Here is a 13,113-nt window from a genome sequence, read left to right as displayed (position 1 = left end):
AAAAACCGCCTTTATGGCGGTTTATTTACATGTTGCAGACTGGCGTGACATGTCACATTGTTAGTTTCACCGCATGCCATCCAGACGTAACCCAGCACTGAGAATCACCTGCACATGGGCATGATGTAATCGGCAGCGCGTCGCCGCATTTTCCACATTGATTTGCGCTGATTGATTTGATACGTCCACGAACTCGCGCATCATCCTGACGAATTAGCATCGCAATATATTCGCCCATTTCATACGGCGCACGACCCGGGCGGCGGGCGGCGCAGTTCCGCTCCAACATGTCCAGCTCCTGAGAATCAAGCACCAGTTCAATCTTGCGCTCACCAGCGGCAGACTGACGGGCGCGTTGCGCTGCTTTACGTTCTGATGCTGATTTTGCCATTATGCTGCCTCCCTGCTTACACATAATTCAGGTAAATTAGCCCTCACCAGCGCCTCTGCGAAAGGTGGGGGAACAGCATTATCAGTGAAAACTGCTCTTTCGTCCTGCTTATCGAACCAGAACATTCGAGAACCGCAGCACATATCAAGAATTGTTGCTACATTAGTCATGCCGCACACTCCCCATGTTCCTTGATAAATTCAGCTATTCCTGGCAGCAGCATTACATCAGGTGAATCACACTCATTTCCCCATACGTCAAACCCATGAGAGGACTGGCGAGCAAACAGTTCAATACGTGGAACATCACCAAGCAATTGCACCAATTTTTCACGCACAAAGTCAGGTTTTTGCGAATGCTCCAGGCGCGGCGCGGTAAATGACTGGACGATCCCGGCGTCAATGCGTTCAGGAAGATTTCCTTTAATCGCAAAAAGACAATCTTCACTATTTGCACGTGTCATATGCCCCATTCCCATCACCAGCTTATCCGTCTGGCGGCTCCCACATTTATTCCAGGTAAAGCCTTTCATTGTCATCAGACGGAAACCCCACGCCTCGACAACCTTCAGTGCTTCAATCGGCTGCGTTGGGACCCACCACATAGCCAACAGGCAACTTTGCGCTGCAAGATCCCACACAGGCAGGCGGCAGATGTCGAGAACATTCATCACGGGATATTTGAACCCGGCTCCACGGCCACCATCTGCAGCTTTGTCCCGGTACGCCCAAGGCGGATCTGCATAAATTAATGTGTATTTTTTATTCACTATTTCCCCCTTCGCGCATCTGGCGCCAGTAATTCAAACGCCCTCTGAAAAAATCCCGGTAGCTCTCCGGCGTCGCGTCAATGTGCTGTATAACCATCTGGCGAGTGACTTTGCGCTCATAGAGCTGGCGAACGAGCGCGGCGGCGCGCATGTCATAATGCTCTTTGAGTTGGCACTCTTGCGGCCATTTGGCACGATTGAGCGGTAAGCCGGGCGGGAGGTAGTCCGATTGCCCGGCCATACCTTAAGCCCTCATGTTTTTCTCTGAGTGAACGTAAAAACGGGGATCAACGCTTTTCAGCGTAAAGTGTGTAACGGGCATATCGTCATGCCGCTCAATGCCGACGAAATTAGACATACACAGCGCAAAGACTCGTTTCTGAAGTTGTTCCATGGTAATTTTGATGTCCGGGTGATATCTTTTAATGGCGGACATAATCCCCTGGTATGACAGCGTTTTTCCCTTCATGATGGCTACCAGTTGTACCGCTGGTAATTCGCTGGATTTGGACTGAACGACAGGTTCTGTAGATGCTGCTATAGGTTTAATCGAATCCAGCAGCAAGCGGCAGCGACTGGTTACCCCCACCCTGTAGCCTGTCTTTTTGTCGTAATTTTCTTTGCTGCCGGAAGTCCAGACCGTTGCGGTTTCGCGAAGTTTAACTGTCTTCTCACCACCGGAATAGATCACTGTGCCAGTATGCGTTTTCGTGTGACGCCGAGGTGCTGGCCCTGACAGTTTCACCTTTTTCACCGTCGAAGATACACGTACGGTTAATCCCGGTACCGGGACAGGACGGGGACACGGAACATACATTGAACGGCTGCGTGCTCTGGCTCCGGCATTCATCCGCCAGATGATTACATTCGTCCAGTCACAGGCATCATCAATGGTCTCTACTTTTGGATAAATTAAATCGGTCATTGGTCTTTCCTCTCTAAATTTAGCGCGGGTCAGGCGCTTAAAATGCATCGGTGTTGTACTTCTCTGAATATTTGCGGTGCGGTTTTCTGGTTTTTGCTGCCTCCAGTTGAATGCGGGTCTTCTCTTTGCCGACGTGCTGATCGATCGGCAGAAAGTGTCCGTTTTTAAATTCCTGGTAAATTACGGTGCCAGCAGCAGCGAACCGGCATTTGCCCAGAATGACTTCAGCTACACCAGCCGCCGGGCTTTCAGGGTTATAAACATCATCGCGGTACAGAAACAGAATGCTGTCAGCATCCTGCTCGATGGAACCAGAATCACGCAGGTCTGACATTACGGGGCGACGTTGCGCCGCCGGACGCGCATCAACCGCGCGGGAAAGCTGGCTGAGCGCAAAGGTCGGTGTATGTAGCCGCATAGCCATCGTTTTGAGATTGCGAGAAATGTGCGCTACGGCAAGGTCGTTACGCTCTGCTTTCGGTTTTTTAATCAGACCGAGATAATCGACCATAATCATTGCCAGATGCGGATGGCGTCGTTTGTGCGTTTCTGCAATCGCGCGAATCTGTTCAACTGTAAGGTCGGTCGCATCGACAATCCAGATATCCCGGTCCGTAAGCTCACCAATGGCGGCAGTCAATCGTGCCCAGTCCTCGTCGTACATATCCTGAGGATTACGCAGACGTGAAACAGACAAGTTTCCAGCGCCAGCCAGCGAACGCTCGACAATCTGAGCAGCAGCCATCTCCATGCTGAAAATGAGCGCTCCACCTCCTTTTGACGTTACACCTTCCACAACCGTAAGAGCGAATTCTGTTTTACCCATACCAGGACGACCAGCCACAACAATAAGATCCTGCGGGTTAATCCCACCTGTTGCGTTATCAAGATCCACAATACCAGTCAGCAAATTGCGCGTGGACTCATCGCCATCCATACGTTTCTGTACTGTGTCCATGTAAGCGGGCAATAGCTCGTTGATATGTACCGGTTGAACGTCACCACTATCGGCAGTCATATCCAGCAGTTGTGCTACGGCGTTTTCGACTATCTGATCGCGTTGATCCTGGTTTGCTGCGTTACGAATGCCATCGGCCCCATCCTGCAGGAGCTTCGCCAGCGCACGACTTCGCCATGCCTTAACCATCTTCCTCGCATAGCCTTTGAGGTTTGGCACCGTTGCAGGGATACGGGATATTTCCGACAAGTTAGCCAGACTCGAACCACCCAGTGCTTCGCTAATAAATAACATGTCAATCATGCCACTAGTCAGCGCCTGTTTTTTTATTTCGCTGAATGTACGGCGATAAAATCCTATGCTGAATGATTCTTCTGGGGTGGAGGCGATCACATCGAATGCATCAGGTGAAGCGCCGCCATTCAACAGGCCAGCCAGTACACATGCTTCCAGTTCCTGAGGACTCACAGTGCTTCCTCCCTTGTTTTACGCAACGTTTCAGGTTTCATCAGATAATCAAAGCTGGCGCGCCAGCCACTGGCACCGAAATAAAAATCGGGTGCATCAGCGCGGAATTTTTCGAAATAGCCAAGAAATGCCCCCGTAGTTTTATTTTTCATGTGAGCAGCCAGGCGGATAATCATCCCTCGACGATCGGCATCCAGTTCAGCAGCAGGCAGTGTGTCAGCAAATATTTCGTTGTAGCCGTTCATGACAGCATCCGGATCAACATCAGCCTCTGTAGTAGCCCATGCTTCTGCATCCGCGAGATAACCGTCAAAGCGATTTACGCGGCAAATATTGGCCGGTTTTGGCAAACCAGAACCACGGCGGCGCCAGGTAGCCAGTACCCAACGAATAACTAATTGCAGCTCAGCCAGTGTGTATGCTTCGCGTGTTTTTGTCGGCGTCAGCATTAGTACGAACGGCTTAATATCACGGCAACGGGTTCCGGTTTGTTCGTTGTAGAATTCCAGGGCTTTTTTAGCGTCAGCAAGGAGCCATTCGTCGCCCTCCCCCTTCTGGGGGTTAGGGGGATCATTAGGTTCATTGACTGGTTCAAAAGAGTGACTGGTTCTGGTGCCACCACATGGCATAGGGGGTGTGTTTTCTAACGGCATACCTGTGATTTTTGACGGCACAGGGGCTGTGCTTTTTGGTGGCACAGGGGTATCAAGATTCAGGTAATACACATTCGACGTATTGCCCTTACCATTGTTTATACCCATGCGGTTTTCTTTTGTTAAAACGCCCATGCCAATAAGCGCGTCAATATGCGTACGAACAGCACTCCTGCTGCATTCGCAATGATCAGCAATGTGCTGATAAGATGGCCAGCATTCACCATTATCATTGGCGTTATCAGCAAGTTTAATCAGCACCAGTTTACGGATTGGGTTTCCGGTTTTTATTGCCATAGCCCGGGCCATTAGGGTCATGCTCATAGTCAGATCCCCAGCAGCTCAGCCAGTTCACGACAGGCTATTTCGTAGTCTTTTGGTGTGAGAAAAACGCACGTCTCGATCATCTCAGCTTTGCGTTTCTCATAAATTTCCCATTTTTTAGCGGACAGGCGTTCTTCAAATATTCCCCGTACGTCCTGTGCACAGGATGGCTCGCCATTTAAACGCCAGCCGTTCCGCCAGGTGATGCGGTCTGTTGATGTCTGCATATTGGTCTTTCCTCGATACAAGTTAAACGCTGGTCAGGCGCTGTGTTTCCTGTATGGCTTGTAATGCCTGTGCTATCCGCTGTGGTCGATCTCTGGCATCAAGCAACAAGGCAATAATCGCCGCGGCAAAATCACGAATCGCGATGCAAATTAACTGCTGAGTGGTCATCCCCAGCTGTGCATATCGTTCCGCAGGCAATGCAGCCTCCATCGCCATGGCCAGCGCTTTAGTTTTGATTCTTGCCGCTTTCGTCTCACCACGTAGCCAGCGAAAAATCTGCTGCCGGTTGTTGTTGATCGCCCGCCAGTCAGCATTACCTTTTGAATCTTCCATCGGGTGCAGTTTTACGCAGCTGGTATTGTCGCCCATTCGAAACCACATGCGAGTGATCTCGATAGCAACATGTTCCTGCCCACGCTCAGCAGCCCAGTTGAAGATTTCTCTTTTCAGTTCGTCGAGGTTTTCCACTTCGTCGCGTCTCCTGTCGCTGAAAACCTGATTAAGCGTAATCAGATTTCGAATACGCCTCTTGTTAAGCTGCATCATCAGTTTTTGTAATGTTCTGGTATTCGCACGGATCATATACAAGCTGGCCTGCGGTCATCAGAGCCAAACGCGCAGCTCTCTTTTCGGGGACATGTACTCCCCAACGAGAAACTGCGGGCTGAGATACGCCCAATGCTTTTGCCAATTTGGTCTTACTGCCAAAGTAATTTATTGCATCTTGAGTAAGCACATTCGCCTCCTAACGTTAACGTTTGTTTGGAAATTACAACTTAACATAAGGTAAGTCAAATTAATTTACATTAACCCTATGAAGAACATTGAACTGAATGACCGCATCCGTAGCAGAAGAACACAGCTCGATATGTCGCAGCAGAAACTTGCAGATGCTGTGAAGGTTTCACACGTCACTATCTTTAAATGGGAAAGTGGTGAAACGCAGCCGCGAGGCAAGAATCTATTCACATTAAGTAAGGCCTTGAAATGTTCTCCCACATGGTTGCTTTATGGTGATGAAGACCAAACTCCATTACCTCCATCAGAGATCCCAGCAGAGTTAGATGAGCGTCAACAGAAACTGCTTGAGCTTTTCGATTCCCTTCCTGAATCAGAGAAAGACCGACATTTGACTGAATTGGAGCAAAAAGTTGATGACTTCAATGCTCTGTTCGAAGAACTATTAGCTGCCAGAAAAAAATCACAAAAAAAATAGTTATATTATTCAATTGGTTATTTTCTCACACCAACCAGCTTAACTTTTTTTAAGCAAAAATCATTGACTGTTAACTTACCTTTAATTAAGCTCACCACCATCAACGACGCACTAACCACGCGGCAGTTGTTCAGAAAAACGTTCTGACAGTCTGGAAAGACAGACGCCGAATTGAGGAAAGACCAATATGACCAAGAAAGACATGACCGATATGCTGATCAGAGCTCATGGGGTCTCGTGGGAAACCGCGTATCAGTACCTTTGGGAATCAGAATGGGTCTTCTGGATGGCTTCAGCATGTATCCGCGAAGATCAGGCAAGCGGACTTATTTAACGAGAATTGCCTCGGGTCGCCGACAGTACGATGACATGCGGGAAAGACCGCAACTGGATTCGATTCGTTGCAGTGGTGGAAGGTAAGAGCAATGGGCGCGTAACACCACACAAGCCCCCTGTCACGGCAGTGAACGCGGTTGAGCCGTCCGCCCGCGTAAAGAACGCCCCGTGAGGCTTAAAAACAGGCCGTATGATCCACGTTACGGATCATCAAATATCCATTGCTGTGTGTAGTCTTTGCCTCGTCTCAATGAGGGGCAATTTTTTACATAGCAACCAGTACCGAGGAAAGACCAGGCGGGTATGACCAGCCCTGACAGCCCGGAAAGACGGGCAACAGATGTAAAAAAACCCACCGAAGTGGGTTTCTTTACCCGGAACGGCGACCAAACCACTCCGGAGGTGGTACAGGGGACCAACCCTGCACCGAGGAAAGACCAACGACATGAGCCGCTGATCGGCTCGGATTATACACTAGTAAGGAGCCGCTATGGAAGCGCTTGCCATCCCAGTAAAGCTGTACATCCATTACAACGCCAACACGTTTGCTCAGGAAAAAGTCATTGTATCTACCTGTGACATGTCACGCACCTTTCCAGATCAATACGTCCTGCTGGAGACTCGCGATATATCCATCGATGTAAACCAGCCAGAACCTTTCGACATTATTGCTCTTCAGGTCGACCAGTTGCGTGGTCAGAAAGAGAAGATAGCAACGCTGGCAAAACATCAGATAGCCCAGGTTGACGACAAAATACAGCAACTGCTGTGTATTGATCACTCTCCTGTCCAGGAAAGCGATATTCCGTTCTGAGGTAACCATGCAGACTGAAATTATCATCGACAAGGTAATGAGTGCTGGCTTGTCTGTACTCGAACATGAGAACAACGGCGATTTCGGAAATGGCATTATGCATCTAACAATTGTCGGTGGTGTTCGCCGCGTTGAATTCTATCCAACAACCGGAACTGTGTACGCTAACGCCGTAAAAGGTAAGTACCCGATTTTTAAGCAGAAGAAAGCAGGAATCAAAGTAGCTATCCGACTTGCAAAATCAGGCGCCTGACCAGCGCCAGTAATCAAAGAGGAAAGACCATGACAATTTACAACTGTCTGTTCGAGCCGAAGAAATCGGCTATTAAAGATGGTGCTGTTGCGCTGGCAATCAGCATCGAAGCACCAAATAAAAAAGTCGCTGAAAGTATCGTCATTGGCAAACTCTGGGAACACTACCCGGCAAACGGCGACAACTATTTTAAGCCCAAAATCTGGGAAGACTCGGAGGATCAGCCTCGTCCGGAAGTTGGAAAATTTGATGAACAATTTGCTCAGGCGAACACTTTTGACGGGGAAAAATGGATCGCCAACAAACCAGACACCAGCGTTCCAGGTTTACCAAGCAGTGATGAAATCATCGATCTGATGAAGCTGCCAGCCCGGGAACGGTTCGCTGCCGTCCTCATGTTCAGCAATTCTCCCATAGATGGCGTGCTTTATTCTCAGGTTCTGGACTATCTCGATAATCTGGAAAATAACACTGAACCCTTTGATGATGACGATCGGATTAATTCAAATATCCTTCATGCACTGCACAATAACGAGCCCGTTCGTCATATGCATGTTGAAGGGTTAAACAATCTTATTCAGGCCATCTTAGCTAAATTTGAAGACCAGACACCGGGCAAGGCTGCTATTTCTCAATTTATCAAACGCTGGCTGGAGAATCCGGGTAAGCGTGAAGAAATGGTACCAAGTAAGACATCTTCCCTTAACACCAGCGATAATATAGAGAGTCCTAAAGTGGCCCCCCTACGTGGTTATAAACACACTTACGCAACACTGGACCAGGAGATCGCCGTCGCCCTGCTGCCTATATCTCCTGACGCACCGGTGCTTTCAGGAAATCTTCGCGATGCAGAAAAAATCATTGCAGAAGACCGGGAGGATTTTAAACGCTGGTCAATGGCCCTGCGTACCACTGAGAAGATCCTCAAATATGACCGACCGAGTATTTTTGGCGTTATACAGAACACGCCAGCTAAAGATACTTACCATTTCCCAGAGTCTCTGCGGCGCCATATTGATTCATGGCTGACTGAGCATGGTCAGTTCGAATGTCCTGAACCCGATGCGGAGAGGACTGGCAAATTGCTTGCGGCAGCGCGTGGCGAATATGTCGAAGGCATCAGTGACCCTAACGATCCGAAATGGGTTAAAACCGATACCCAACCACAGGTATCAAACCTCGGCAATGGAATGTTCTCTGTTGATAATCTGATGTCTGAAGCCGCCTCAAATGAATGTAAAAAACAGGAAGTAATCGAACAAGGAACTGTTACAGATGATCAGGCAACACAAGCCCGTGAAACGCTGAATAGCATGGGTTATGGTGTTTATGCAACGAACCGGGACGAAGCTATCCAGCAGGAAGAAAAGCTGAGCGATAAAGTAAAAAATATCGTTCAGGATGTGGATCAACTTGTCGAGCGCATTAAACGTGAAGAGCAGTTCCCGCAGGCCTCTGAACTGGTTCAGAGCATCAACGAAATGCAGTCTGCTGAACGCGATAACCTGGAATTGTGGAAAAACGTGTTCAAAACAGATGAGCGTTTTACTACTGCGTTCTCTGTGAACGGAGGCGGAACCTCAATCAATGGTACCTACATGACCATGATCGCTACACGCGAATTTGGTCCAAAAGGTATCGGCTGGGGTGTCGATATTCTGGAAGAGCGCTTTGACAATGGCGCGCCAATTACTCGCACAGTCAAAGGCACTGACGGTAACAACACGTGGGAACTTATCCCCGACGGTGTCGGCGGCGTCCTGACAGAAAAACATCACGTTATCAAAATCAGACTTTGGTACATCCGCAATAGTGTACGCGGTGAGGAGATTTCTTTCGGGTGTACCCCATATATTTACGGCAGCAAATATGGCCCTATTTGTGATGGTGAAGCAACAAAAAAATCACTGACTGACGCAACCAAAAAAGCACTGTCTGCGCTTGGTTTCTGCGCTGATATTTTCATGGGCCTGTACGACAACCCGGAGTATCGACAGAAAAATAAAGCTGAATTCGCGCTGAAAAATGCCAGTGAAAACGCTGAGGATGCAGCCCGCGTCCGCCAGGAACTGGACGACAAACTAACCCGAGTCGCTAACACCATTGCATCTGCTGTATCAGAAAACGAGATCAACAAAGTCTATTCATCGATTGCCCGCGAAGCGGAAGTGCATCGCAAGGATGCAGAAGCGAAAGGTGATACACAGCACGCGCGTTACTTAGGTGGGCGTCTGCGGCGGCTGACAACCATTAAAGATGAACGTATCGCCGAACTGAACAAAGCACAGGAGAAGGCAGAATGACTACTGCAATCGCGTTAGCTGCTGACTATACCAGTCTGTTGCAATTGCTGGAAAGCTCTGATGAGCTTACTCCAGAAATGATCGCCGATACGCTGGAAAGTATTGAAGGTGAACTCGCTGATAAGCTGGATGCCATCATGGTAATTGCCCGCAATAATCTCGGTCATGCCAAAACCTGCGATGAAGAAATAAAGCGTCTGGCGGAACGTAAAAAGCATTTCGAAAATAAAGATAAAACATTACGTAAATATATTCTGTCGTGCCTGATGGCCGCTAATCTGGATAAGCTCAAGACGTCTAAAAATACCTTTTCCGCCAGAAAAGGTAGCATCAGTGTTGTCATCGATAACGAGAAGCTACTGCCAGACGAACTGGTTACTGTTCAGACGATTATCGCCCCGGACAAAAAAGCCATCAAAGAAGCGATCGAAGCTGCGGAAGCTGCCGCAGCGCAAATCACTGCTGACGGTGGAGAAGTACCTGCCGAACTGTTAAATCCGGTACCGGGCGCCCATCTTGTGATCGGCGAACGCTCACTACAGGTACGCTAACAATGCTGAAACTATCACTTAAACGCGGCGATGCCGTCCACGTCGTATTCGCGGACGGTAGTAACGGAATTATTGAAGCACGCAGCCGTTGTGAACTGGGTATGCACCTGCCAAAAAACGTAAAGGTTACGCGCGAGAAAGGCGCATTCCTCCCCGAAAACCTGATTAAGCGTAATCAGAAATAAACCGCCACCACCGCTAGCATTGTGGTCTCACTATTTACAGGAGACCGCAATGCTGCGATGGCAACCCGGAGCTACCTTACTCACAGATTTCGATATAAAGATTGGCCGGTTATCGGCAAGCGTACGAAAGAAGACGCTGACCCAGTCAGACATCGAACGCGCCTGCAGTGATGCTGACGACGCTGTGTACCGGATGATGAGGAAAGACCAACATGACCAGAGAAAACGATCTGCTAACAGACGCTGAACTTATTGAGTTTACCGGCTATCAGAAACCATCCAAACAACGGGAAATACTGGACCGTGGCGGCGTTTCGTACATTCCCGACCGGGAAGGACGCCCGATGGTTACCTGGACACATATCAACGCTGTACTGAACGGACAGATCACCGTGCAGACCAGTACAGAAGAGAAACCCGATTTTGGAGCTATTTAAATGGGGCGCAGAAGAAAGGATCCGGGTGATAACAGACTACCCCCGCGCGTATCAAAAACCAGAACGCGTTACTACTACAAACCCACCTCGCGGGAAACCGTGACGCTTGGACCAATCACCCTCACCATGTCAGCGTTATGGAAACGGTACGAGGAAGAACGACGCAATTATTCAGATGTGATGACGTTCGAAAAGATCTGGAAGATGTTTCTTAAAAGCGCCTACTACACCGAGCTTGCAATACGAACCCAGCGGGATTACCTGCAACATCAGAAAAAACTACTTGCCGTATTCGGTAAAGTTAAAGCTGACTTAATCAAACCGGAAGACGTTCGTCAGTTTATGGATCGTCGTGGCCTGCAAAGTAAAAATCAGGCCAATCAGGAAATGAGCAGTATGTCCCGTGTTTACCGCTGGGGATATGAGCGCGGTTACGTTAAGGGAAATCCGTGCGCCGGCGTCAGTAAATTTTCCCTCAAGGCTCGCGAGCAATACATCACTGACGAAGACTACCTGGCGATTTATAAACATGCAGATCACGTCGTCAGAGCAGTAATGGAAATATCATACCTGTGCGCAGCCCGGCAAGCTGATGTACTCGCTCTGCGCTGGATGCAGATATCTGACAAGGGGATTTTTATCCAGCAGGGTAAGACAGGGAAAAAGCAAATTAAGGTGTGGACGCCCCGCCTTCGGCAAGCGCTGGAAACAGCACAGACAGAATGTCCGAAGCTCTCACCTGACGCACTGGTTATCTATAACAACGATCGTGGTCAGTTCATCCGCAAAACATTCAATAATCGCTGGCTAAAGGCCGTACGTGCCGCACAAAGGGAACTTGGCCGACAACTAGATTACACGTTTCACGATATCAAGGCAAAAGCTATTTCAGATTTTGAAGGGAGTAGTAGGGATAAGCAAATATTCAGCGGACACAAGACGGAAAGTCAGGTGCTTATTTATGACAGAAAAGTGCAAATTAGTCCTAGTCTTGATAAACCGCCAATTAATAAAATCACTTAAATAATTGAGTCATAAATACATCGATGAAACAATTAAAATACGAAATCACAGAAGGATGGAATTTAAACATATACACACCTAAAGAAATCATAAATGGCAAAGCAGAAATAATCAACAAAAACACCATTGCTGCATCTAAACCCCTTGCTTGAGAATAGAGCTTCTCTTTATGCTTTGAAATTAACTCTGCCAGTTCCCCACTCCTCTGGGCTTTTGTATGACTAAATAAAGCATCTATTGAATTCATGATCGATTTAAGTACTTTTTTTTGATCATAAATAGTAAGCGCAATTAACAGGGATGTTATTGCAACACCTAACAAGGCTAAGATGCTTTCAAATTTACCTGTGTTTAAAATGGCTACAGCCACAGCAAAAGAAATTGGAAGCCCAAATAGCTTACCAGATATAGACGAAAGAGTACCTGAAATTTTTGAAGAAACAGTCATGTAATTTTCAGCTGCTTCTTTTTTCTGTTTCAAAAATGAAAAGTTAGTTAAATAACACTCAAAATTCCCGTAATATGTTTCTTTCAATAACTCCCATTGTTCAATCAGAAAATTAAATTTATCCTTACTCTCATCTATGTCTTTAAGCACCTCAATAATTGACACTCTAAACATAGCTTGTTTTTCTTGAATGTGAGCATTATCCGTTCCATTTTCCTTTATACTTTTAAAGATAGACAAGTCAACCACAGGAAAAGAAATGCTTTCACTAGTTATTCTGGGTTCAATAACAATCGGTGATGTTTTTTTCGAGTTGCTAGTATCAATAAATACAAGCTTTAGCAGACCACTATGCTCTACACGATCGTTATAATTTGCTAATTCATAAAGTTCTGTAATGAATTTTGAAAGCTGTAACGCCTTTTGAACTTGTTCATTTTTGGAGTTTACCTCTCCAAATAAAAAATCCTCTTTTACAAGATAAACATTCTCAACTCGACCACCAGTATTTAAATTATTATCTATGAGTAAAAAATCTTCTAATGACTCAATAAATTTAAAATCACCAACAGGTAACGACACTGTTAGAATAACATCTTTATCTGCTGTTAGACTTTCAGGAAAAGCATCCTCATAGCATGTACCACAGGATATTGAGTCAAAATTCAACTCAAAATCTGCAATACTCTGATCCGCGTTATTCCATAAGTCTTTAAAAATGTCGAACTGGGTAGTAAGTTGTCCTCTATATTCGAATGAGCTGTTAATAACAGAAGGTTTTCCTAACCCTCTGTAAAATGCAACCAACTTTTCAAAATATATCGAGGACAT

General features: G+C 47.2%; 19 protein-coding genes and 1 pseudogene. 9 read left to right on the top strand and 11 right to left on the bottom strand.

All coding sequences use genetic code 11. The features are described from left to right. Positions 1–52: 52 nt before the first annotated feature. The 10 genes and pseudogenes from ACLJRE_RS04020 to ACLJRE_RS03975 all read right to left on the bottom strand — a co-directional run bounded on the left by ACLJRE_RS04020 (position 53) and on the right by ACLJRE_RS03975 (position 5,452). The gene (locus tag ACLJRE_RS04020) at positions 53–391 is read right to left on the bottom strand and encodes a hypothetical protein (protein ID WP_001129735.1); all 339 of its coding nucleotides are present in this window, start codon (positions 389–391) and stop codon (positions 53–55) included. An 80-nt stretch (positions 392–471) separates the two neighbouring features. Further along, positions 472–561, bottom strand: a pseudogene (locus ACLJRE_RS04015) (methyltransferase); the annotation flags it as partial. Continuing rightward, positions 558–1,160, bottom strand: a complete 603-nt coding sequence (locus ACLJRE_RS04010; protein ID WP_023228212.1) for an MT-A70 family methyltransferase — start codon at positions 1,158–1,160, stop codon at positions 558–560. The pseudogene ACLJRE_RS04015 and the gene ACLJRE_RS04010, both read right to left, overlap by 4 nt. Continuing rightward, positions 1,153–1,401: a hypothetical protein gene (locus ACLJRE_RS04005; RefSeq protein ID WP_000918618.1), complete on the bottom strand. Its 249-nt coding sequence runs from the start codon at positions 1,399–1,401 to the stop codon at positions 1,153–1,155. The genes ACLJRE_RS04010 and ACLJRE_RS04005 overlap by 8 nt, the downstream gene beginning before the upstream one ends. A 3-nt stretch (positions 1,402–1,404) precedes the next feature. Then, a complete protein-coding gene (locus tag ACLJRE_RS04000; protein ID WP_058108909.1) occupies positions 1,405–2,085 on the bottom strand; it encodes a hypothetical protein in 681 nt (226 codons plus the stop codon). A 37-nt stretch (positions 2,086–2,122) separates the two neighbouring features. Further along, positions 2,123–3,511, bottom strand: coding sequence for a replicative DNA helicase (locus tag ACLJRE_RS03995; RefSeq protein ID WP_080213897.1), 1,389 nt, complete (start codon positions 3,509–3,511; stop codon positions 2,123–2,125). Further along, positions 3,508–4,488 carry a helix-turn-helix domain-containing protein gene (locus ACLJRE_RS03990; protein ID WP_080213896.1) on the bottom strand — a complete coding sequence of 327 codons (981 nt, stop codon included), beginning with the start codon at positions 4,486–4,488 and terminating at the stop codon, positions 3,508–3,510. The genes ACLJRE_RS03995 and ACLJRE_RS03990 overlap by 4 nt, the downstream gene beginning before the upstream one ends. A 2-nt stretch (positions 4,489–4,490) precedes the next feature. Then, on the bottom strand, positions 4,491–4,715 hold the full coding sequence (locus ACLJRE_RS03985; RefSeq protein ID WP_015406026.1) for a hypothetical protein: 225 nt from the start codon (positions 4,713–4,715) through the stop codon (positions 4,491–4,493). Between the two features lie 22 nt (positions 4,716–4,737). Next, positions 4,738–5,184 (bottom strand): toxin YdaT family protein, encoded by a 447-nt coding sequence (locus tag ACLJRE_RS03980; protein WP_058108933.1) that lies wholly within the window; start codon positions 5,182–5,184, stop codon positions 4,738–4,740. 64 nt (positions 5,185–5,248) lie between these two features. Next, the gene (locus tag ACLJRE_RS03975) at positions 5,249–5,452 is read right to left on the bottom strand and encodes a Cro/CI family transcriptional regulator (protein ID WP_023228218.1); all 204 of its coding nucleotides are present in this window, start codon (positions 5,450–5,452) and stop codon (positions 5,249–5,251) included. A 78-nt stretch (positions 5,453–5,530) separates the two neighbouring features. On the opposite strand from ACLJRE_RS03975, the gene ACLJRE_RS03970 reads away from it, so the two are divergent. The 9 genes from ACLJRE_RS03970 (at position 5,531) to ACLJRE_RS03930 (ending at position 11,834) form a co-directional block, all read left to right on the top strand. Then, complete coding sequence (locus ACLJRE_RS03970; RefSeq protein ID WP_024142132.1) at positions 5,531–5,932, top strand: helix-turn-helix domain-containing protein; 402 nt, start codon at positions 5,531–5,533, stop codon at positions 5,930–5,932. Positions 5,933–6,119: 187 nt separating this feature from the next. Continuing rightward, complete coding sequence (locus ACLJRE_RS03965) at positions 6,120–6,266, top strand: hypothetical protein (protein ID WP_016152511.1); 147 nt, start codon at positions 6,120–6,122, stop codon at positions 6,264–6,266. A gap of 492 nt (positions 6,267–6,758) precedes the next feature. Next, positions 6,759–7,082 carry a hypothetical protein gene (locus ACLJRE_RS03960; RefSeq protein ID WP_000387662.1) on the top strand — a complete coding sequence of 108 codons (324 nt, stop codon included), beginning with the start codon at positions 6,759–6,761 and terminating at the stop codon, positions 7,080–7,082. 7 nt (positions 7,083–7,089) lie between these two features. Further along, complete coding sequence (locus ACLJRE_RS03955) at positions 7,090–7,335, top strand: hypothetical protein (protein WP_080213895.1); 246 nt, start codon at positions 7,090–7,092, stop codon at positions 7,333–7,335. A gap of 29 nt (positions 7,336–7,364) precedes the next feature. Then, entirely contained in the window at positions 7,365–9,638 is a 2,274-nt protein-coding gene (locus tag ACLJRE_RS03950) for a hypothetical protein (protein ID WP_080213894.1), read from the top strand. Continuing rightward, complete coding sequence (locus ACLJRE_RS03945; RefSeq protein ID WP_000205292.1) at positions 9,635–10,189, top strand: siphovirus Gp157 family protein; 555 nt, start codon at positions 9,635–9,637, stop codon at positions 10,187–10,189. Before ACLJRE_RS03950 ends, ACLJRE_RS03945 begins: the two co-directional genes overlap by 4 nt. A gap of 2 nt (positions 10,190–10,191) precedes the next feature. Then, entirely contained in the window at positions 10,192–10,374 is a 183-nt protein-coding gene (locus ACLJRE_RS03940; RefSeq protein ID WP_000916251.1) for a hypothetical protein, read from the top strand. Positions 10,375–10,586: 212 nt separating this feature from the next. After that, positions 10,587–10,811 (top strand): DUF4224 domain-containing protein, encoded by a 225-nt coding sequence (locus ACLJRE_RS03935; RefSeq protein WP_001643772.1) that lies wholly within the window; start codon positions 10,587–10,589, stop codon positions 10,809–10,811. Further along, on the top strand, positions 10,812–11,834 hold the full coding sequence (locus ACLJRE_RS03930) for a tyrosine-type recombinase/integrase (RefSeq protein WP_010835719.1): 1,023 nt from the start codon (positions 10,812–10,814) through the stop codon (positions 11,832–11,834). Here the strand turns inward: ACLJRE_RS03930 and ACLJRE_RS03925 are convergent. Next, the gene (locus tag ACLJRE_RS03925; protein WP_080213893.1) at positions 11,827–13,113 is read right to left on the bottom strand and encodes a hypothetical protein; all 1,287 of its coding nucleotides are present in this window, start codon (positions 13,111–13,113) and stop codon (positions 11,827–11,829) included. The two genes, ACLJRE_RS03930 and ACLJRE_RS03925, sit on opposite strands and share 8 nt — an antisense overlap.

This window comes from Salmonella sp. SAL04157, assembly GCF_046551635.1.
Taxonomy (GTDB): Bacteria; Pseudomonadota; Gammaproteobacteria; order Enterobacterales; family Enterobacteriaceae; genus Salmonella; species Salmonella enterica.
Note: the sequence above shows the minus strand (reverse complement) of the source record. Positions and strands in the feature narration are given on the sequence as shown.